General features: G+C 68.5%; 22 protein-coding genes and 1 pseudogene. 11 read left to right on the plus strand and 12 right to left on the minus strand.

The annotated features are described in order from the left end of the window. Window positions 1–58: 58 nt before the first annotated feature. Window positions 59–1,525, minus strand: a complete 1,467-nt coding sequence (locus tag ACKOB8_RS03075) for a peptide MFS transporter (protein WP_526375524.1) — start codon at window positions 1,523–1,525, stop codon at window positions 59–61. Window positions 1,526–1,656: 131 nt separating this feature from the next. Here ACKOB8_RS03075 and ACKOB8_RS03080 point away from each other — a divergent pair, with 131 nt between their 5' ends. Continuing rightward, window positions 1,657–2,568 carry a TauD/TfdA dioxygenase family protein gene (locus tag ACKOB8_RS03080; RefSeq protein WP_526375526.1) on the plus strand — a complete coding sequence of 304 codons (912 nt, stop codon included), beginning with the start codon at window positions 1,657–1,659 and terminating at the stop codon, window positions 2,566–2,568. 13 nt (window positions 2,569–2,581) lie between these two features. Here ACKOB8_RS03080 and ACKOB8_RS03085 read toward each other — a convergent pair whose 3' ends face one another. Beyond that, window positions 2,582–3,241, minus strand: coding sequence for a PaaI family thioesterase (locus ACKOB8_RS03085; RefSeq protein WP_526375528.1), 660 nt, complete (start codon window positions 3,239–3,241; stop codon window positions 2,582–2,584). Continuing rightward, complete coding sequence (locus ACKOB8_RS03090) at window positions 3,238–4,536, minus strand: adenylosuccinate synthase (protein ID WP_526375530.1); 1,299 nt, start codon at window positions 4,534–4,536, stop codon at window positions 3,238–3,240. Before ACKOB8_RS03090 ends, ACKOB8_RS03085 begins: the two co-directional genes overlap by 4 nt. A 76-nt stretch (window positions 4,537–4,612) precedes the next feature. Between ACKOB8_RS03090 and ACKOB8_RS03095 the strand changes: the two genes are divergently transcribed. Genes ACKOB8_RS03095 through ACKOB8_RS03110 form a run of 4 tightly spaced genes read left to right on the plus strand, consistent with a single transcriptional unit; the run spans window position 4,613 to window position 7,571 of the window. Then, complete coding sequence (locus ACKOB8_RS03095) at window positions 4,613–5,251, plus strand: peptidase M50 (protein WP_526375532.1); 639 nt, start codon at window positions 4,613–4,615, stop codon at window positions 5,249–5,251. Window positions 5,252–5,275: 24 nt separating this feature from the next. After that, the gene (locus ACKOB8_RS03100) at window positions 5,276–5,845 is read left to right on the plus strand and encodes a hypothetical protein (protein WP_526375534.1); all 570 of its coding nucleotides are present in this window, start codon (window positions 5,276–5,278) and stop codon (window positions 5,843–5,845) included. Between the two features lie 15 nt (window positions 5,846–5,860). After that, window positions 5,861–6,640, plus strand: a complete 780-nt coding sequence (locus tag ACKOB8_RS03105) for a site-2 protease family protein (RefSeq protein WP_526375536.1) — start codon at window positions 5,861–5,863, stop codon at window positions 6,638–6,640. A 28-nt stretch (window positions 6,641–6,668) separates the two neighbouring features. Then, window positions 6,669–7,571 carry a cation diffusion facilitator family transporter gene (locus ACKOB8_RS03110; RefSeq protein ID WP_526375538.1) on the plus strand — a complete coding sequence of 301 codons (903 nt, stop codon included), beginning with the start codon at window positions 6,669–6,671 and terminating at the stop codon, window positions 7,569–7,571. 10 nt (window positions 7,572–7,581) lie between these two features. Here the strand turns inward: ACKOB8_RS03110 and ACKOB8_RS03115 are convergent, their stop codons facing one another. Continuing rightward, entirely contained in the window at window positions 7,582–8,007 is a 426-nt protein-coding gene (locus tag ACKOB8_RS03115) for a DUF3151 family protein (RefSeq protein ID WP_526375540.1), read from the minus strand. 80 nt (window positions 8,008–8,087) lie between these two features. Here ACKOB8_RS03115 and ACKOB8_RS03120 point away from each other — a divergent pair, with 80 nt between their 5' ends. Continuing rightward, the gene (locus tag ACKOB8_RS03120; protein ID WP_526375542.1) at window positions 8,088–8,771 is read left to right on the plus strand and encodes an Rv0361 family membrane protein; all 684 of its coding nucleotides are present in this window, start codon (window positions 8,088–8,090) and stop codon (window positions 8,769–8,771) included. On the opposite strand, the gene fbaA is transcribed toward ACKOB8_RS03120, so the two are convergent. Then, window positions 8,768–9,805 (minus strand): class II fructose-bisphosphate aldolase, encoded by a 1,038-nt coding sequence (gene fbaA / locus ACKOB8_RS03125; RefSeq protein ID WP_526375544.1) that lies wholly within the window; start codon window positions 9,803–9,805, stop codon window positions 8,768–8,770. The genes ACKOB8_RS03120 and fbaA overlap by 4 nt on opposite strands. A gap of 92 nt (window positions 9,806–9,897) precedes the next feature. On the opposite strand from fbaA, the gene ACKOB8_RS03130 reads away from it, so the two are divergent. After that, entirely contained in the window at window positions 9,898–10,551 is a 654-nt protein-coding gene (locus ACKOB8_RS03130) for a VTT domain-containing protein (RefSeq protein WP_526375546.1), read from the plus strand. A gap of 10 nt (window positions 10,552–10,561) precedes the next feature. Here the strand turns inward: ACKOB8_RS03130 and ACKOB8_RS03135 are convergent, their stop codons facing one another. From ACKOB8_RS03135 to clpB, 7 genes and pseudogenes are all read right to left on the minus strand, one after another. Next, window positions 10,562–10,846 (minus strand): hypothetical protein, encoded by a 285-nt coding sequence (locus ACKOB8_RS03135; protein WP_526375548.1) that lies wholly within the window; start codon window positions 10,844–10,846, stop codon window positions 10,562–10,564. Then, window positions 10,843–11,523, minus strand: a pseudogene (gene lpqN / locus ACKOB8_RS03140) (envelope biogenesis lipoprotein LpqN). Before lpqN ends, ACKOB8_RS03135 begins: the two are co-directional and overlap by 4 nt. 54 nt (window positions 11,524–11,577) lie before the next feature. After that, window positions 11,578–12,690 (minus strand): glycoside hydrolase family 76 protein, encoded by a 1,113-nt coding sequence (locus tag ACKOB8_RS03145; protein ID WP_526375550.1) that lies wholly within the window; start codon window positions 12,688–12,690, stop codon window positions 11,578–11,580. Window positions 12,691–12,706: 16 nt separating this feature from the next. Next, window positions 12,707–13,381: a TrmH family RNA methyltransferase gene (locus tag ACKOB8_RS03150; RefSeq protein WP_526375553.1), complete on the minus strand. Its 675-nt coding sequence runs from the start codon at window positions 13,379–13,381 to the stop codon at window positions 12,707–12,709. After that, window positions 13,374–13,907, minus strand: a complete 534-nt coding sequence (gene pyrE, locus ACKOB8_RS03155; RefSeq protein WP_526375565.1) for an orotate phosphoribosyltransferase — start codon at window positions 13,905–13,907, stop codon at window positions 13,374–13,376. The genes ACKOB8_RS03150 and pyrE overlap by 8 nt, the downstream gene beginning before the upstream one ends. 30 nt (window positions 13,908–13,937) lie before the next feature. Continuing rightward, window positions 13,938–14,657 (minus strand): trehalose monomycolate transport factor TtfA, encoded by a 720-nt coding sequence (gene ttfA / locus ACKOB8_RS03160; RefSeq protein WP_526375555.1) that lies wholly within the window; start codon window positions 14,655–14,657, stop codon window positions 13,938–13,940. A gap of 89 nt (window positions 14,658–14,746) precedes the next feature. Further along, window positions 14,747–17,317, minus strand: a complete 2,571-nt coding sequence (gene clpB / locus ACKOB8_RS03165) for an ATP-dependent chaperone ClpB (RefSeq protein WP_526375557.1) — start codon at window positions 17,315–17,317, stop codon at window positions 14,747–14,749. Window positions 17,318–17,426: 109 nt separating this feature from the next. Between clpB and ACKOB8_RS03170 the strand changes: the two genes are divergently transcribed. The 4 genes from ACKOB8_RS03170 to ACKOB8_RS03185 form a co-directional block, all read left to right on the plus strand. After that, on the plus strand, window positions 17,427–17,726 hold the full coding sequence (locus tag ACKOB8_RS03170; protein WP_526375559.1) for a hypothetical protein: 300 nt from the start codon (window positions 17,427–17,429) through the stop codon (window positions 17,724–17,726). 18 nt (window positions 17,727–17,744) lie between these two features. Then, entirely contained in the window at window positions 17,745–18,410 is a 666-nt protein-coding gene (locus ACKOB8_RS03175; protein WP_526375561.1) for a GAP family protein, read from the plus strand. Window positions 18,411–18,496: 86 nt separating this feature from the next. Next, complete coding sequence (locus ACKOB8_RS03180; protein ID WP_526375563.1) at window positions 18,497–18,739, plus strand: hypothetical protein; 243 nt, start codon at window positions 18,497–18,499, stop codon at window positions 18,737–18,739. A 19-nt stretch (window positions 18,740–18,758) separates the two neighbouring features. Then, a partial coding sequence (locus tag ACKOB8_RS03185; protein ID WP_526375567.1) for an AMP-binding protein occupies window positions 18,759–19,209 on the plus strand: 451 nt, incomplete at its 3' end.

Raw genomic sequence — 19,209 nt, forward strand, 5'->3', positions numbered from 1 at the left:
CTCCATGGGATGGACCGCCTGATTCAGAGGATAGGCCGAGGTGCGGCCGGGCCGGCGCTCAATGCACCCCGGCCATCCGGCTGCTGATCCGCGGGGCGATGAGGGCGATACCCAGCCCCACGACGATCGCGACGGCTCCCAGGACCCCGAAGTAGGTGATCTCATTCGCGGGGTCGTAGTAGCGGGCCAGCACACCGGACAGCGCGGTTCCCAGGCCGAAGGACAGGAAGTACAACGCCATCATCTGAGCCCGGAAAGCCTTCGGCGCCAATTGGGTGGTCACCGCCAGACCCGTCGGTGCGAGAGTCAGTTCGGACACGGCGAAGACGGCCAGAATCACCACGATGAGCAGCGCCGGGACCGATCGGCCGGTCGTGCCCGCCGTGGTGAGGAACAGCAGGAACGCGATCCCCATACCGCTGACCCCGAGAGCGAATTTGCGGGGCGTCGTGGGCGCCCGGCGCCCGAGCCTGGTCCACATCACGGCGAACAGCGGAGAGAGCACAATCACCCACACCGGCTCGATCGAACCGATCCACTCCGGCGGTGCCAGCCAGCCGAAAATCGAACGGTTCACCCGCTCGTCGGCGTAGATGGCCAGGACGGTCGAAATCTGCTGGAACAGCGAACAGAAGACGGTGTTGGCGATGAACAGGGGGATGAAGGCACGCACTCGGCTTCGCTCAACGGCGTCAACCTTCGAGCTGCTGAGAAGGACCGCGAAGTACACCACCGAAGCGGCGAGGATGACGCCGGTGGTCGCCTGGGAGAGATTTCCCACCGTCACTGTGCCGAGCGCGAAGGCCCCTGCGACCAGGCTCACAGCCAGGACCGCAACGGCGACTGGTTTCCAGATTCCCCGCCGGGGTAGTGGATTGGGAATACTGCGGCCGGCGGTACCCAGATTCCGGCGGAAGATCGTGTACTGGGCGAGACCGAGGGCCATGGCCAGCGCGGCGGCGGCGAAGGCGTAGCGAAAACCGAGCCAGGTCTGCAAGACACCGGTGAGCAGCGGCCCGAGGAACGCCCCGAGGTTGACCCCCAGGTAGAACAGCGTGAAGCCGCCGTCGCGCCGCGAGTCGCCTCGACCGTAGAGCGTGCCGAGCAATGACGCGGCGTTGGACTTCAGCGCCCCCGAACCGACGGCGATGAGCACCAGGCCGGCCGCGACCCCGGCAAGCCCCGGCAGGATCGCCAGCGCGGTATGGCCCAGCATGACCGCCACCCCGCCGTAGAAAACAGTCCGCTCCATTCCCAGCAGCCGGTCTGAGACCCAGCTTCCGAGCACGGTGGACAGATACACCAGGCCGCCGTAGGCGCCGACGACTCCGGCAGCGGTGCTCTTGGGCAACCCCATCCCGCCAAAGCTGACCGAGTAGTACAGGTAGTAACCGAGGATCGTGAGCATCCCGTAGAACGCGAACCGTTCCCACAGTTCGATTCCGAAGAGGTTGGCCAGGCCGATCGGCTGGCCGAGAACGGTGCGTGCGGCGGTCCGTTCATCGAGTTGCCCGCCGGCGGCCATGGAAATCAGCCTGCCAGATTCGCCGGGGGAACCTCGGCGGCGAGCAGATTTCAGAAATCCGGTCGCGCCTTCGGCTAGCGTGGCCTCAAGACCCGCCGTGGGACCGGCGTGCGACTTCGAAGGGAGTTGCCATGACTCAGACCGTTGGAGCGCCGACGCGTCGAGGGTCGTCGCTCACCGTCACCAAGCTGGGTAGCCGGATCGGAGCCCGCATCGACGGAGTGCGACTCGACGGCGACCTCAGCCCGGCCGTGGTCAGCGAGATCCGCTCAGCGGTGCTGGCCCATCAGGTGGTCTTCCTACGCGGCCAGCATTTCGACGAATCTCAGATGCTCGCCTTCGGCGAGTTGCTGGGAACACCGATTCGGCACCCGGCAGCACCGTCGACCGCGCCGTCGGTCACGCCGATCAGTCCGAGCGACGGAACCGTTCCCTGGTGGCATACGGACGCCTCGTTCCTGGTCAACTACCCCGCGGTGACCCTTCTACGCGCCGTCACCATTCCCGACTACGGCGGTTCGACCCTGTGGGCCTCGACCTCGGCGGCCTACACCGAGCTGCCTGAACCGTTGAAGCGCCTTGTCGACGAACTGTGGGCGCAGCACACGTGGTCCTCAGGCGGAACGTACTGCAAGCAGTGCTGGTCGGTCACCGACGACGACACGGGGTCGCGGCGCAACTTCGAGCAGGTCGATTTCCGTACCGAGCACCCGGTGGTGCGGGTCCATCCGGAAACCGGCGAACGCCATCTGCTGGCCGGAGATTTCGTCCGGAACCTCGTCGGCCTCGACAGCCATGACTCGAACGTCCTACTCGCCCTGTTGCAGCGCCGGATCACGATGCCGGAAAACACCATTCGCTGGAACTGGGAGCCGGGTGACGTCGCCATCTACGACAATCGGGCCACCCAGCACCGGGCGGTCGACGACTATGACGACCAGTACCGGCTGCTGCAGAGGCTGATGTTGATGGGTGAGGTGCCGCTCAGTGTCCGCGGTGAGCCCAGTAGGGTGATCAGCGGGTCACCACTGACGGTCGCGTAGTACTCGCCCTTTCTCAGGGCTGTCCGGGAAGTAGTTGCACCATCAGCCCGTTGGCCTCGGCGAGCACCGTGCCGTCGGCGGCGGTCAGCTCGGCGTTGACGAAGGACTTGCGCCCTTCGACCCTCGGCGCCCACCCCCGCATCGTGAGTGGTTGGTCGATGGGCGTGATGTTGCGGTAGTCGACGTGCAGGAACGCGGTGCGGCTGATCGGCCGTCCGATGGCGTGGATGATGATCCCGCACATCACGTCGAACATCATCGCGACCATGCCCCCGTGCACGGCACTGTTGCCGCCGACATGGAATCGGCTGAATTGCACGCCCACCTCGACCACGTCGGCATCGAAGCGATGAATCGTCCATGGCGGCATGAGCAGGCTGCCCGCGCCCGGCAGGCTCGCGACCCGCCCGGACGGACCGACTCCGCCCGGCGCCTCGTGCGGCGACAGCAGTGCGATCAGGTCATCGACGCGGTCGGCGGCCTGGTCCCAGTCGACGGCGTCGGCGGACACCGCGAGATCCTGGGCGCGCCGCATGGCGGTCACGAATCGCCCGAAGCCAGGCGGTTCGTCGATGACCTCAAACCGGGGAAAGCCGCCGTGACGGTCGTAGTCGGGATCGAGTTCACGGGGGTCGCGGGGATCCCGGGAATCCCGGGAATCCGTGTCGGTCACGCCCGTGCCGCCAGGATGTCGCGTCGCACGATGGTCTGGTCTCGCCCGGGCCCCACACCGATGCACGAAACCGGCGCTCCGGCAAGCTCTTCGAGCCGCAGCACATAGTCGCGCGCCTTGGCGGGTAGCTCGTCGAATTCCCGCGCACCCGAGATGTCCTCCCACCAGCCGGGCAGCTCCTCGTAGACCGGCACGGCACGGGCGAAGTCGCTCTGGGTCATGGGCATGTCGTCGGTGCGCCTGCCGTCGATCGTGTAGGCGACACAGACCGGCACGGTCTGCAGACTGGAAAGCACGTCGAGTTTGGTGACGAAGTAGTCGGTGATCCCGTTGACCCGGGTGGCGTAGCGGGCGATGACGGCGTCAAACCAGCCGCACCGGCGCCGCCGGCCGGTGGTGACTCCGAACTCGCCGCCCGTTTTAGTCAGGTACTCGCCGTTGGCGTCGAACAGTTCGGTGGGGAAGGGGCCCGATCCGACCCGCGTGGTGTAGGCCTTGAGAATTCCCAGCACCGTGGTGATGCGCGTAGGGCCGATTCCCGACCCGACCGCGGCGCCGCCGGCGGTGGGATTGGACGACGTCACGTAGGGATAGGTTCCGTGGTCGACATCGAGCAGGGTTCCCTGGGAACCCTCGAGCAGGACGGTCTGCCCGTCCTCGAGCGCGTTGTTGAGCAGCAGTCGGGTATCGGCGACGCGATGACCGAAACCCTCCGCCTGCTCCAGCACCGTCTCACAGATCTCGCTCGGGTTGAGCGCCTTGCGGTTGTAGATCTTGACCAGCACCTGGTTTTTGAACTCGCACGCCGCAGCGATCTTGGCGGCCAGTAGGCCGGGGTCGCGCACGTCGGCGACCCGGATGCCCATCCGGGCGATCTTGTCCTGGTAGCACGGTCCGATCCCGCGTCCGGTGGTTCCGATCCGCTTGTTCCCCAGGTAGCGCTCGGTGACCTTGTCGATGGCGACGTGATAGGGCATCAGCAGGTGCGCGTCGGCGGAGATCAGCAGCCGGGAGGTGTCCACCCCGCGGTCCTCGAGCCCGCACAGCTCGGTGAGCAGGATCCCGGGGTCGACGACGACGCCGTTGCCGATCACGTTGGTCACCCCGGGAGTCAGGATTCCGGACGGTATGAGGTGCAGCGCGAAGTTCTCTCCCGTCGGCAGGACCACGGTGTGCCCGGCATTGTTGCCGCCCTGGTAGCGCACCACCCACTGCACCCGGCCACCGAGCAGATCGGTGGCTTTCCCCTTGCCCTCGTCGCCCCACTGGGCGCCGATGAGCACGATTGCCGGCATGGCGTTTCTCCCGCTTATTGTGATCCAGCCGGGGGCTTACCCTATCCGAGCGCCCACGCCCAGCGCAGCATCAGGAGTGTCCTTGCCCAAGCCCGGGTCGCGATCCGACCTCGCCGTGCTGCTTTTCGGCGGGCGCCGTGCGCCCGGCCCGCTCAATGGGCTGGCCGCGGTGCCGGTGGGGACCACCGACGAGATCGCGCCGGCCGTCGCGGGCGCCCGGCGGGTGGCCGTCGTCGGCGCGCAGGCCGACCTGGCCGCCGTGCTCACCGCGCTGTTGCGCGCCGAGCAGCTCGACGTCGAGGTGGCCCACGTCCGGGGCTGGCGTTCGGCCCGCCGGGCGGTGACCGCCGCCGCCCGCCGGGTCCCGCTGATCCGCGACGACTCCGCGACAGCCCTGGTCGGCGCCGCGTTATGGCTGCCGCCGACCGGGTCGGAGGCGTTGCGCGGCGAGGCGGTGGTGGACGACACGGTGCTTTTCGACGGCGAGGTGACCGGGGTGCGGATTGAGCCGACGCCGTCGATGCCCGGCCTGCGGGCGACTGTTCTCACCGGTCTGGCCGGGCGGGCGGTGCGCCCGCGACGGTGGACCGGCGGACGCGCCGCCCAGTTGGGCACCACCGGCGCCCGGGTGATCCGCGACGGCGTCGCCGGCCGCCGCGAGGTCAAGCGGTCGACGTTCTACCGGAACACCCGGGGCTGGCTGCGGGTGGACTGACACCGGGCATGACATCATCGGCGCGTGTGGTGGTTCTACACCGTCATCCTCGGGATGTCCTTCGGGCAGATTCTCGGTGAGCTGGCCCTGACGGTGCGCGGGTGGTCGCGGGACCCCGCCCGGCGCCCGTTCCTGCCCGCGGTGCTGTGGCAGGTCTTCCTGCTCGTCCTGGTGGTCGAGGTGTGGCTGGCGGTGACCTACTACCGCACCACCCTGGTCGAGATTTCGGTTCTCGAACTCCTGGCCTTCCTGTCCGTTCCGGGCGGGATCCTGGTGATGTCGTTCCTGCTGCCCGCGGCCCAGCCCGACTCGCCAACGGACGACGAAACCCCCGCCGCGGCCTTCGACCGGGTGCGTCCGGTGTTCTTCGGGGTGCTGATCGGCATCGTCGCGATCAACATCGCTCACGAGTCGCTGATCAGCAACGAGCAGTTGGACGCCGACCTGATCTTCCAGATCGTGATCGCGGCCGGCGCGGTCGTGGGGCTGCTGCTGCGCCGACCCGCTGCCGACATGGTGCTGGCACTGGCGATGATCGCCGTCCTCGGGGTGTACATCGGCACGCAGTACTCGACCGTCCTGGTTGAGGGCTGACATGAGGACTGAGAAGTGAGCGTGCGTCCGCTGCACCAGGCGGTCCGGCCCAGCCCGGTGTTTCTGGCGCTGGTCGCGCTCACCGCACTCGGCGGGGTGCTGGCCTGGCTGGCGGCGCAGTCCCTGCGGCCGCTGGCCTACGTCGGGGTGTTCCTCTTCGTCATCGCCGGCTGGCTGGTGTCGCTGTGCCTGCACGAATTCGGGCATGCCTACACCGCCTGGCGGTTCGGCGACAACGACGCCGCGGTTCGCGGCTACCTGACCCTCAACCCGCTGCGGTACTCCAGCCCGATGCTGTCGCTGGGGCTGCCGCTGCTGTTCATCGCCCTCGGCGGGATCGGACTGCCGGGCGGGGCGGTCTACGTCCGGACCGACTTCATGACCCCGCGCCAGCGCACGCAGGTCAGCCTCGCCGGACCGCTGGCGAACCTGGTGCTGGCGGTCCTGCTCCTGGCGGCCACCCGGCTGCTGTTCGACCCGGCCCATTCGGTGTTCTGGTCGGGGGTGGCGTTCCTCGGGTTCCTTCAGGTGACCGCGCTCGTGCTGAACCTGCTGCCGGTGCCCGGACTCGACGGCTACGGGGCGCTGGAACCGCATCTGAGCCCGGCCACCCAGCGTCGGCTGGAACCCTTGCGGCAGTTCGGTTTTGTCATCCTGCTGCTGGTGCTGTTGACGCCGGCGCTCAACCGCTGGTTCTTCGCGGTCGTCTTCTGGTTCTTCGGCTTGGCCGGCGTACCCGCCGGGCTCGCCGGTCTCGGCGGCGAGTTGACCCGCTTCTGGTCCGCCTGGCTCTAGCCCGGGACGGTCGGGCAAGATCTCGGTCGTGGGTGCGGGACACGCGGGACATGGGGGGCACGGCTCGGCCGACACCAAGGTGAGCCGGATGGTTCTCGCCGCGCTGATCCTGGGTGCCTTCTTCGTCGTCGAAGTGACCACGGCGGTGATCATCGGCTCGATCGCGCTGCTGGCCGACGCCGGACACATGCTCACCGACCTGGTGGCCCTGTTCATGGGATTGATCGCGCTGCTGCTGGCGCGGCATGGTCCGGCGTCGGCGTCGCGGACCTACGGGTGGCATCGCGCCGAGGTGTTCACCGCGGTCGCCAACGCCGCCCTGCTGCTCGGTGTCGCGGCGTTCATCCTCTACGAGGCGGTCCGGCGACTGGGTGACGCGCCCGAGGTTCCGGGCATGCCGATGATCGTGGTGGCCTCGGCCGGTCTGGCCGCCAACGTCGCCGTCATGCTGCTGCTGCGATCGCAGTCCGGTCAGAGCCTGGCCGTCAAGGGCGCCTATCTGGAGGTCGTCGCCGACACGGTCAGCAGTATCGGTGTGCTGATCGCCGGCGTGGTGACGGTGACGACCGGATGGCCCTATGCCGACACGGTGGTGGCCGTGCTGGTCGCGCTGTGGGTGCTGCCCCGAGCCATCGCGCTGGCGCGCGCCGCGCTGCGCGTCCTCTCCGAGTCCTCCCCGCGCCATATCGACGTCGACGAATTGCGCTCGGCCCTGGCCGGGGTCGAGGGTGTGACCGAGGTTCACGACCTGCATGTGTGGACGCTGGTGCCGGGCAAGGACATGGTGACCGCACACCTGCGGACCGACGGCAAATCCGAGCGCGTGCTCGACGACGCGCGGGCGGTGCTGGCCGCGCGCGGCCTCGGGCACGCCACCGTCCAGGTCGAGACGCCCTCAGCCGGTGAATGTCCGGAGCGCGACGACCTCTGAGTCCGCCGCGTCAGGCCAGACCGAGGCCGGCGCGCGCTGCCTGATCGCAGTCGTCGAGCAGATCCAGGCAGCGCTCGAACTCCGCCGTTTCGCCGATCGCGTCAGCGGCCCGCGCCAGGGCGGCGACGCAGCGCAGGAAGCCGCGATTGGGTTCGTGCGCGAAAGGTACCGGACCGAACCCCTTCCAGCCGTTGCGGCGCAGCTGGTCCAGCCCGCGGTGATAGCCGGTCCGGGCGTAGGCGTAGGCGGTGACCGCCCGGTCAGCGGCCAGCGCCTCCTCGGCGAGTGCGGCCCAGGCCACCGAGGCCGACGGATGGGCCGCGGCCACGACCGCCGGGTTCTCGCCGGCCCGCAACGCGGCCTCGGCCGCGCTGTCGCCGGGCAGCAGCACCGGTTGCGGTCCGAGCAGGTCGCCGTGCGAGGTGGGATTGTTCATACGCCTATTGTGCCCGCATTGTGCCGGATCGCGCGGTGTCGCCGACGACCGCGCGTCGAACCCGGGGCTAGGGTCTAACCATGTCGAACCCGTCCGGGACCGACCGTGACGACGTCACCGGAGCCGCCGGCCCCGATGACCCTTCGCCCGCGCAGGCCGATCCGGTCACCGAGGTGATCGACGTATCCGCCATCACCGAGCCCGCCGACGATCCGGCCGAACGCCGCTACACCGCACCGGGTTTCGATGCGGGATCCACCCAGATCATCGACCGCGTCCCGGACCCGCCGACCCAGGTCTTCACCTCTACCGGCATCCAGCCGGACCAGCCGCACCGCCGGACACCGCGGCGAAAGCTGGTGATCGCGCTCGGGGTTGCCGCCGCGGTGATCCTGGGTTCGCTGCTGACGGTGTTCGCGGTCATCTCGCGGGTTTCCCAGGAGGACCGGGTGCGCTCGGTGATACAGACCTTCGACACCGCCGTGCAACGCGGCGATCTGGCGACGCTGCGGGAGGTGACCTGCGGGCAGACCCGCGAGGCCTACGCCGCCTACGACGAGCGTTCCTGGGCGGACGCCTACTCCAAGATCTCCTCGGCCAAGCAGTATCCGGTGGTCGCCAGCGTCGATGACGTGGTCATCAACGGCGACCACGCCGAGGCGAACGTGACGTCCTATATGGCCTTCGACCCGGCAACCATGTCCACCCGCAGCTTTGATCTGCAGCGGCGGGATGACCAGTGGAGGATCTGCCAGGCCTTCTAGCCCGCCGAGACGCTGCGGCCGGCGCTGCGCAGATCGGTGCATGCTTCAACGACCCGCTCGGACATGCCCGCCTCGGCCTTCTTCATGTACGAGCGGGGATCGTAGACCTTCTTGTTCCCCACCTCGCCGTCCACCTTGAGCACGCCGTCGTAGTTGCCGAACATGTGTCCCACGATCGGCCGGCTGAACGCGTACTGGGTGTCGGTGTCGACGTTCATCTTCACCACGCCGTAGCGCAGCGAGTCCTCGATCTCCGACTTCAGCGATCCCGACCCGCCGTGGAACACGAAGTCGAAGGGCCTGGCATCACCGGGAAGTCCGAGTTTGGCCGCCGCCACGCGCTGGCCCTCGGCCAGCACCTCGGGCTTGAGCACCACATTGCCCGGCTTGTAGACCCCGTGCACATTGCCGAACGTGGCCGCCAGCAGGTATCTGCCGTTCTCCCCGGCCCCGAGCGCGGCGACGGTCTTCTCGAAGTCTTCCGGGGTCGTGTAGAGCTTGTCGTTGATCTCCGCCTCGACCCCGTCCTCCTCGCCACCCACGACGCCGATCTCGACCTCGAGGACGATCCGGGCGGCTGCGGCCTGCTTGAGAAGTTCCTGCGCAATGGCCAGATTCTCGTCGATCGGTATCGCCGATCCGTCCCACATGTGCGACTGAAACAGGGGGTTGCGGCCCTCGCGGACCCGGTCGGCGGAGATCGCCAGCAACGGCCGCACATAGGTGTCGAGCTTGTCCTTGGGGCAGTGATCGGTGTGCAGGGCGACGGTGATCGGGTATCTGTCGGCGATCACCCCGGTGAACTCGGCCAGCGCCAGGGCACCTGTGACCATGTCTTTGACACCCAGACCGGAGGCGAATTCGGCTCCGCCGGTGGAGAATTGGATGATCCCGTCACTGCCGGCGTCGGCGAAGCCCTTGATGGCGGCGTTCACCGTCTCCGACGAAGTGCAGTTGATCGCCGGGAACGCGAACTGGTGCGCCTTGGCGCGGTCCAGCATCTCTCGGTAAACCTCGGGTGTGGCGACGGGCATGGACAATCCTCTCCGCGGATCGGGCCTGCTGGCAGTATGTCAAACGGCCAGCGTCCCCGGGGCCGGCTCCGCGCAGAGGTATCTTGGGGCTGATGACCACCACCGTGCTGGCCCTGCCCAGCATCCTGGACCCGATGTACTGGCTGGGAGAGGGCGGGCTTTTCGCCTCCGCGGTGCTGCCCGGCATCCTGATCATCGTCTTCATCGAGACCGGGCTGCTGTTCCCCCTGCTGCCGGGCGACTCGCTGCTGTTCACCGGCGGACTGCTCGCGGCCGCACCCAATCCCCCGGTCAACATCTGGGTGCTGGCGATCAGCGTCTCGGTGGTGGCCGTGCTCGGCGACCAGTGCGCCTACTTCATCGGCCGACGGATCGGACCGGCGCTGTTCGACAAGGAGGATTCCCGCTTCTTCAAGAAGCACTACGTCACCCAGTCGCACGCCTTCTTCGAGAGGCACGGGCCCAAGACCATCATCCTGGCCCGCTTCGTGCCGATCGTGCGGACCTTCACCCCGGTCCTGGCCGGGGTCTCCTATATGCGCTATCCGCTGTTTCTCGGCTTCGACATCGTCGGCGGAATCCTCTGGGGTGCCGGGATGACGCTGCTGGGCTACTTCCTGGGCAGTGTCCCGTTCGTGAAAAGCAATCTCGAACTGATGGTCCTGCTGATCGTGTTCCTGTCGATCCTCCCCGGGATCACCGCGGTCGGGCGCAACGTCCTGCGCCGGCGCGGGGGCACCGGTTAGCGCGCAGGCGTCACGGCCACGAGGTTCGCGGTGCCGGCCCAGCCGGCGGCTGCGGTCGTAGCGCCGCCCCCGGCACCTGCGAGTTCTGGAACCCCGCGATGCACAATCCCAGCCGGCCGGGGAAGCAGACTCCGCCGGTGCCGGTGATGCCGAGGTTGGTCGCCGACGACGACCAGCACACACCGGTGGCGGGGTCGGGCACCTCCCCGGCCGTACACCCCGCGTGCGCGGTCGGCGCCGCCGACAGCCCGGCGGCGATCAGCGCCGCGGCCAGGACAAGTGCGCGGGTGGTCATGCCGGCACCGTGATCTTGGTCTGGGCGTCGATCAGCTTGGCCGCCTCGATCACTACGTCCTCCTCGGATTCGAGGGCATCGGAGTTGAGCTGCAGCACGAAAAGCACATCCTTGCCGGGCACCACGACCGTCATCTGGGCGACGGCTCTGGTCGCGCCCTCGTGAACGTAGGTGCCTTCGTAGAGGACGGCGTCGAACCCGCTCAGCTGAGTCGTGCTGGGCGCGCCGCGCGGCGTGAACTGGTCGAGACCGTCGAGCTGGGCAGGCGCGAGTTCGAGCACCTTGGCGGCGTCGACGTTGCCGGTCAGTTTCGAGGCGATGGCCTAGAGGACCGGCGGGTCTTGCGGGTCCTTCGGCTTGTCGTAGACCAGGGCACCGTAGGCCCAGTCCGGCGTCTGCTCGCCGGCATCGCTCCAGCCGGGCGGGAACGGGAATTCGAACTTCGGCGTGCCCGGCTCGCCGTCTTTGATGGGCACTTCGGCGATCTTGTTCTCGGTGATGTAGTTGTGCAGGGTCATCGAGGCCGGCATTGCCGACACACTCGACGCGGTCGTTGCCGGCGACTCCACCGTGCTCGTGGTCTGGCTCATGGTTGCCGAGCCCCCGCAGCCCGACACAACACTGAGGGCGGCCAGCGCTGCCAGAATGTTCCGCACGGTCACCGGAATGGTCCTCATCGCCGTCCCTCATCGATTGCTTTTCAGCAAACTTAACAGTTACACGGGGTGATTTCACGCCCTGGCCGTGACGACGTGCGCGGCCTCCATCAGCATCCAGCCGGATACCTGCACGGAGAGATCGCGTTCGGGGGTCTCCGAGGCGCGGACCGCGCCGTCGATGAAGCTGGCGTTCCCGCCGCCCGGACGCGGAACCTCGGCGATGCGGTCCCAGAAAGCGCCGAACAGCGGCAGGCCCTCCACGGTCTGTCGGTTGTCCCAGGCGGCCTTGGCCGAGGACAGCACAATCCGGCGCGCGGCATCGCGGGCGGCGACGTCCTCGGCGGAGTCACCCGGCAGGGCGGTTGCCGCCAGCGCGAGATAGCGCGCCGTGATCCCGGCGAACAACCCCCCGTCACCGCCGCCGGCCCCCCTGAGCACTCCGTGCGGGGCCATGTGTTCGGCGACCGCGGCGACAAGTCGGCGCACCCTCGGTGCGTGCCGCTCGTCGCCGCTGCGGACGGCAAGCTCGGTCTCCAGTCCGATCACCACGCCCTGGCAGTAGGTGTACTGCGCGCGCACCAGCGAGCCATCCCGGACGCCGTCGAAGATCAGGTGCGTCTCGGGGTCCAGGAGGTTTTCGTCGACCCAGTCGGCCATCTGGGCGGCCCGCGGAAGATGGCCCTGGCGGGCCAGCAGGATCCCGGCGGGCCCGTTGGCCGGGGCGTTGAAGAACTGGTCCTGCTTGCGCCACGGGATGCCCCCGCCGTCCTCGGGCACCCAGGCATTGAAGAGCTGGCGGGTCAGCGTCTGCAGGGCGTGTGGGCGCCGGATTCCGAGAAGTCGGCCGGATCGCTCCAAAGCCAGTGCCAGCCAGGCCATGTCGTCGTAGTAGCTGTTTGTCCATCGGCCGTTGTTGCGGACTCGGTGGCCGCGGATCTGCCGGGTGATCCGCTCGGCGCGCTCAGGCCTCGGATCCCGCACCTGCGCGTCGACGAGGGTGTCCAGCAGATGTGCCTGCCACCAGTAGTGCCAGGTGCCGAAGCCGCGGTCCCGACGGGAGGGCGGCCATCCCACCACGCCGAGTTGGGTGCCGGGGATGCGCCACAGCGGCCGCAGGTGCCGCCGGTCGATTGCCATCTCCGCGCTGGCCGCGCGATTCGCCCACTGCTCCGGGCCCGCCTTCATGCCTGCGAATCCTGCCCTACCAGGCCGCCGACAGGTCGGCCCATTGGCGGATCCAGGCGTGCATGGCGATTCCCGCCGCGACGCCGGCATTGATGCTGCGGGTCGAACCGAACTGCGCGATCGACACCGTCAGAGCCGCTTGGGCACGGGCTGCCTCGGAGATGCCCGGTCCCTCCTGGCCGAAGACCAGCAGACACTCCCGCGGCAGCGTGGTCGTCTCCAGGGGCTCTGCGCCCGCGACGTTGTCGACCGCCACGACGAAAAGTCCGTGCGCGGCGGCGAAGGCCAGCAGCTGCTCGGAGCTGTCGTGATGTGTCAGCCGCTGATAGCGATCGGTCACCATGGCGCCGCGGCGATTCCAGCGCCGACGCCCGACGATGTGCACGGTGTCGACGGCGAAGGCGTTGGCGGTGCGTACCACCGCACCGATGTTGGCGTCGTTGCCGAAATTCTCGATCGCGATGTGCAGTGCGTGCCGGCGGAGGTCGATGTCGGCGACGATGGCCGACCGCCGCCAGTACCGGTAGGCGTCGACCACGTTGCGGGTGTCGCCGTCCCGGAGCAACTCGGGGTCGTAGCGGGGATCCTCGGGCGGCGGCCCGGGGTGGGTCTGCGACCACGGGCCGACGCCGGGTGCACCGCTCTGCCACTCGGTCGGGCCGGGGCCCGGTTCCGGGTCGGACTCAGTCACCGGCGAGCCCGAGGTCGGCCAGCCCCAGGATGCTTCGGTAGGGCACCCCCTCGGCCTCGATCGCCTCGGCGGCGCCGGTCGCTCGGTCCACGACGGTGGCGACTCCCAGGACCAGTGCGCCGGCGTCGCGTACCGCGCGGACCGCGGTCAGCGCTGATCCCCCGGTCGTGCTGGTGTCCTCGACCACCAGAACCGGTTTGCCCTGGACCTCGGTGCCCTCGATGAGGCGCTGCAGCCCATGGGTTTTCACCGACTTGCGAACCACGAACGCGTCAATCGGGCGCCCGGGTGCGTGCATGACCGCACACGCCACCGGATCGGCTCCCATCGTGAGCCCGCCCACGGCGGCGTATTCCCAGTCCGCGGTCAGTTCCCGCATCAGCCGGCCGATCAGTGGCGCCGCCCGGTGGTGCAGGGTGGCCCGGCGCAGATCGACGTAGTAGTCGGCTTCGCGTCCCGACGACAGGGTGACCCGGCCGAACACCACCGAAAGCTGGCGCACCAGCCCGGCGAGTTCGCCGCGCATCTCGGTGTCGATCTCGGGTGCGACCACGGCTCAGCGCTTGGGGGCCTGCGCGTGCGGCGGGCGCGGCACCGGCGGGACCTGGGGGCGGCCCGGTGCGGCCGGGCGCCGGGCGGGGGCCGACTGCGCGGCCGCGGCCTGAGCCGGGAGCGGCGGTAACACCCGCAGCAGGTCGTTGAACTGCCGGACCGCGCGCAGTCCCTCGTCCCACTGGGCACGGGTGGAGGCGACCGGCATCGCCAGGAGCGTCCAGTTCTGCTCGTTCCACATGATCTCCGCGCAGTCCGGCGCAGTGTGGGCGAAGGTGACCATCCGGCGGTCGCAGGCTCGGCGCGCCGCGTCGAGATTGTTGGAGTACACCATGCGCGGACCGATCGCCCCGAGCAGCCACACGTCCGCCTCGCGCGGTTCCTTGACACCTTTGAGCCGCAGATCCATTACGACGTTGGTGCCGACCTTGCGGTGCAGGGCGATGACGGTGGCGACATCCTCCAGATCGAAGACGTACACCGCCTCGCCGCGGATCTGCCCCAGCACGACGTTGCGGGCGGTGACATCACCGACCGTCGACATCACGCCGCGCTTCCAGCGGTCGACGATCTCCCTGGACTCCGACTCGTAGTCGAAGCCCTGCGAGCGCGCCCACGACTTGCGCCGGCGACCCAGCCCGCGGCGGCGGCCGATGTCGATGTAGAGCAGCACGGCCGCACCCACGAAGCACAGCGCCGACAGCGTGAACCAGAACGGAACCATCGCCCAGTAGCCTAACCGTTATCCGCCGTTCACCGAGGCGGGCGGCAGGTCACAACAGGGTCACCGTTTCCGGGGCGCATCCCGGGTGACTAGCCGAGGACCAGCGATTCTCCGTCCGGCGAGACGTTGACCGCGACCACGTCGCCGTCGTGGATCTCGCCGGCCAGCAGCATCTTGGCCAGCTGGTCGCCGATCGCCTGCTGGACCAGCCGCCGCAGCGGCCGGGCCCCGTAGACCGGGTCGAACCCGCGGGTGGCCAGCCACTCCTTGGCCGGCAGCGACACCTGCAACTCCAGGCGGCGCTGGCTCAACCGCTTGCCCAACTGGACCAGCTGGATGTCGACGATCTGGACGAGTTCGTCGGGGTTGAGCGCATCGAAGATCAGCACGTCATCGAGGCGGTTGATGAACTCCGGCTTGAAGGCCGCGCGCACCGCCGCCATCACCTGCTCCTCGGTGCCGCCCGAGCCCAGGTTGGAGGTCAGGATCAGGATGGTGTTGCGGAAGTCCACCGTGCGGCCCTGGCCGTCGGTCAGCCGGCCCTCGTCGAGCACCTGCAGCAGCACGTCGAACACGTCCGGGTGGGCCTTCTCGACTTCGTCGAACAGCACCACCGTGTACGGGCGCCGCCGCACCGCCTCGGTGAGCTGGCCGCCCTGGTCGTAGCCGATATAGCCGGGGGGCGCGCCGACGAGCCTTGCGACGGAATGCTTTTCGCCGTACTCGCTCATGTCGATGCGCACCATCGCACGCTCGTCGTCGAACAGGAAGTCGGCGAGCGCCTTGGCCAATTCCGTCTTGCCGACACCGGTCGGACCGAGGAACAGGAACGATCCGGTCGGCCGGTTGGGGTCGGCGACACCGGCCCGGCTGCGGCGCACCGCATCCGAGACGGCCTGCACGGCTTTGCGCTGGCCGACCACGCGATGACCCAGTTCATCCTCCATGCGCAGCAGCTTGGCGGTCTCGCCCTCCAGTAACCGGCCGGCCGGAATCCCGGTCCAGGACGACACCACATCGGCAATGTCGTCGGGGCCGACCTGCTCCTTGAGCATGACCGCCTCGCGGGCCTCGGCCTGGGGCTGCGCGGCGTCGAGCTTCTTCTCCACCTCGGGGATTCGCCCGTACCGCAGCTCGGCGGCCTTGGCCAGATCGCCGTCGCGCTCGGCCCGGTCGGCCTCCCCGCGCAGGCTCTCCAGCTGTTCTTTGAACTCGCGGACCACGTCGATGGCGTTCTTCTCGTTCTGCCAGCGCGTGGTCAGCTCGGCGAGCTTCTCCTTGTAGTCGGCCAGTTCGGCCCGCAGCTTCTCCAGCCGTTCCTTGGAGGCAGCGTCCTCTTCCTTCTCCAACGCCATCTCTTCGATCTCCAGCCGGCGGACCAGCCGCTCGACCTCGTCGACCTCGACCGGCCGGGAGTCGATCTCCATGCGCAGCCGCGAGGCCGCCTCGTCGACCAGGTCGATGGCCTTGTCCGGCAGGAACCGGCTGGTGATGTAGCGATCGCTCAATGTGGCCGCCGCCACCAGCGCGGAGTCGGTGATCTGCACGCCGTGATGGACCTCGTAGCGGTCCTTGAGGCCGCGCAAGATGCCGACGGTGTCCTCCACCGACGGCTCGCCGACAAACACCTGCTGGAAGCGGCGCTCCAGGGCGGCGTCTTTCTCGATGTACTTCCGGTACTCATCCAGGGTGGTCGCGCCGACCAGTCGCAATTCTCCGCGGGCCAGCATCGGCTTGATCATGTTGCCGGCGTCCATCGCGCCCTCGCCGGTCGCACCGGCGCCGACGATGGTGTGCAACTCGTCGATGAAGGTGATGATCTGACCGGCGGAGTCCTTGATCTCGTCGAGCACGGCCTTGAGCCGTTCCTCGAATTCACCTCGGTACTTCGCGCCGGCCACCATCGACCCGAGGTCCAGCGAGATGACGGTCTTGTCACGCAGGCTCTCCGGAACGTCGCCGTCGATGATGCGCTGGGCGAGGCCTTCGACGATGGCGGTCTTGCCCACGCCGGGCTCGCCGATGAGCACCGGGTTGTTCTTGGTGCGCCGGCTCAACACCTGGATGACACGGCGAATCTCGTTGTCCCGCCCGATGACCGGGTCGAGTTTGCCTTCCCGCGCCCGCGCGGTGAGGTCGGTGGAGTACTTCTCCAGGGCCTGATAACTGGACTCGGGGTCGGGGCTGGTGACGCGGGCACTGCCGCGGACTTTCGCGAAGGCGTCGCGCAGCGCCTGCGGTGCGGCGCCCGCGCCGGTGAGCAGCTTGGCGACGTCGGAGTCGCCGGCGGGAGCGTTGCGACCCATGCCGCCCGCCAGACCGACCAGCAGATGCTCGGTGGAGACGTACTCGTCGTCCATCTCGGTCGCCAGCTGCTGGGCGGCGGTGATCGCGGCGAGCGACTCGCGCGACAGCTGCGGCTGTGCGGTCGCCCCACTGGACGACGGGAGCCGGTCGAGGAGTTTCTGTGCCTCGGCGCGCACGGTGGCCGGATCGACACCGACGGCCTCCAGCAGCGGGCCGGCGATGCCGTCGGTCTGAGTCAGCAGCGCCATCAACAGATGGGCGGGCCGGATCTCTGGGTTGCCGGCCGCGCTGGCCGCCTGCAGGGCAGCCGTCAGCGCCGCCTGGGTCTTGGTGGTCGGGTTGAACGAGTCCACGACACCTCCGTTCGTATCTTTTTTTGCTTGTCAAGACATATAACACGACTCATCTTGAGTCTGTTCCGCTCAAGTTCCTTCCGGATAAATTCGAACGTATGATCGAATAGTGGGTCTCGCCTCCATCGGCTACCACGGCCAACCCGTGCCACCGCCCTTCCGGCCGGTCCGGCCACCGCTGCCGGTGTTGGTCGACCTGACTGTGCTCTTCCCCCGCCGGCCGCACCGAAACGGCCGCTACCACCCGCACGGGCTGCAGATGGACCGGGTCGTTCCCGGTGCTCTGACCTGCTGGGGGCTCTGTGAACAGGGCGATTGGTGGGGCCTGGTCAGCTATCCGATCGGTTACGGGACCCATCGCCGGACGGTGACCCACTGGGTGCCGGCCTGGACCCTGCGGCCGGGCTGATCGGATAGGTTCGCCCTCGTGGCGGATCTGAATCCGGTTCTCGGCGAACTGGTCACGCTGGCCCTGGTCATCAGCCTCTCACCGCTCTCGGTCATCCCCGGTGTATTGGTTCTGCACTCACCGCGGCCGCGGCCGACAAGCCTGTGTTTCCTGACGGGCTGGATCCTGGGCATCGCCGCACTCACGGCCGCTTTCGTGGCCCTCTCGCGGGCGATCGGCGACCAGCGCGGCGAACCGCGATGGTCGGCGTACCTGCGCATCCTCATCGGTGCCGCCCTGATCGCCCTGGGGATCTACCGCTGGGTGAACCGGAAGCGCTCCGAGCACACCCCGGGGTGGATGCGGTCGATGAGCGGCATGGGTCCGGCCCGCGCGCTGCTGGTGGCGGCGGCCCTGGCGGTGGTCAACCCCAAGGTGCTGTTCATGTGCGCAGCTGCCGGCCTGTTGATCGGGGCAGCCGGCCTCGGTGCCGGGATGTCATGGCTGGGCGTGGCGCTGTTCACCGCGATCGCGGTGTCCTCGGTGGGGCTTCCGGTGCTGGCCTACCAGATCGCGGGCGCCCGGCTCGATGCGCCGCTGCGCAGACTCAAGGCGTGGATGGAGGCCAACCACGGCGCGCTGCTCGCCGCGATCCTGATCTTCATCGGCGGGGTCCTGCTCTATAAGGGACTGCACAGCCTGTAGCCGTTTTTCGGTGACCTTCGCCCCTTCCGCCGCCGCTGTGTTGCGGCCAAGATCGAAAGAGGCGGAAAGACCGGAGAAGGGGAATCATGACGAGAGCCGCGAAGGTCGCCGACATCGACTCGCTGGCATGGCGATTCCTGTGTTCGCAATTCACCCGACGGGACTACTGGGACTGGCCGCTGGATCGGCGCATCAGTGCCTACCTGGAACAGCTCGACCGCGCTGACATTCTCAAGGACGCGGTTGCCTACGACGCGGTGGTCGACCGGGTGATGGCCAACATCGCCCGCGCCCGTCGCGACGGCAGGCTCGACCAGACCAACATCTGAGCACCGGGTGGACACCGACATGCAGGTGCACGACATCATCCGCAAGGGGCCCGCGGACATGACAGTGCCTCCCAACCTCACCGACTACGACCGGACCCGCACCACGTTCAGCTGGTCGATGCTGCCCGACGTCTGCGCGGGAATGGGCCCGGGCGGCTGCAACATCGCCTACGCCGCCGTCGATCGACACGCCGACGGGCCGCTCGCCGGCCGCACCGCGCTGCGTTTCGTCACCGAAACCAACGAGACCCACGATGTCAGCTATGCCGAACTGGGGCGACAGACCCGGCGCTTCACCAACGTGCTGCGCAATCTGGGGATCGGCAAGGGCGACAAGGTTTTCGTCATCATGGGTCGGGTGCCCGAGCTCTACGTCAGCATGCTCGGGGCGCTCCGCAACGGCAGCGTCGTATCCCCGCTGTTCTCCGCGTTCGGACCCGAGCCCATCGCGACCCGGGTCACCCTCGGCG

The organism is Mycobacterium sp., from assembly GCF_046091765.1.
In the GTDB taxonomy this organism is placed as follows: Bacteria; Actinomycetota; Actinomycetes; order Mycobacteriales; family Mycobacteriaceae; genus Mycobacterium.

Coding starts and splice junctions, on each gene's coding strand:
- ACKOB8_RS03075 (WP_526375524.1), bottom strand. CDS start 1,525: ATGGCCGCCGGCGGGCAACTCGATGAACGGACCGCCGCACGCACCGTT.
- ACKOB8_RS03080 (WP_526375526.1), top strand. CDS start 1,657: ATGACTCAGACCGTTGGAGCGCCGACGCGTCGAGGGTCGTCGCTCACC.
- ACKOB8_RS03090 (WP_526375530.1), bottom strand. CDS start 4,536: ATGCCGGCAATCGTGCTCATCGGCGCCCAGTGGGGCGACGAGGGCAAG.
- ACKOB8_RS03115 (WP_526375540.1), bottom strand. CDS start 8,007: ATGAACAATCCCACCTCGCACGGCGACCTGCTCGGACCGCAACCGGTG.
- ACKOB8_RS03120 (WP_526375542.1), top strand. CDS start 8,088: ATGTCGAACCCGTCCGGGACCGACCGTGACGACGTCACCGGAGCCGCC.
- fbaA (WP_526375544.1), bottom strand. CDS start 9,805: ATGCCCGTCGCCACACCCGAGGTTTACCGAGAGATGCTGGACCGCGCC.
- ACKOB8_RS03130 (WP_526375546.1), top strand. CDS start 9,898: ATGACCACCACCGTGCTGGCCCTGCCCAGCATCCTGGACCCGATGTAC.
- ACKOB8_RS03135 (WP_526375548.1), bottom strand. CDS start 10,846: ATGACCACCCGCGCACTTGTCCTGGCCGCGGCGCTGATCGCCGCCGGG.
- ACKOB8_RS03145 (WP_526375550.1), bottom strand. CDS start 12,690: ATGAAGGCGGGCCCGGAGCAGTGGGCGAATCGCGCGGCCAGCGCGGAG.
- pyrE (WP_526375565.1), bottom strand. CDS start 13,907: ATGCGCGGCGAACTCGCCGGGCTGGTGCGCCAGCTTTCGGTGGTGTTC.
- ttfA (WP_526375555.1), bottom strand. CDS start 14,657: ATGGTTCCGTTCTGGTTCACGCTGTCGGCGCTGTGCTTCGTGGGTGCG.
- ACKOB8_RS03180 (WP_526375563.1), top strand. CDS start 18,497: ATGACGAGAGCCGCGAAGGTCGCCGACATCGACTCGCTGGCATGGCGA.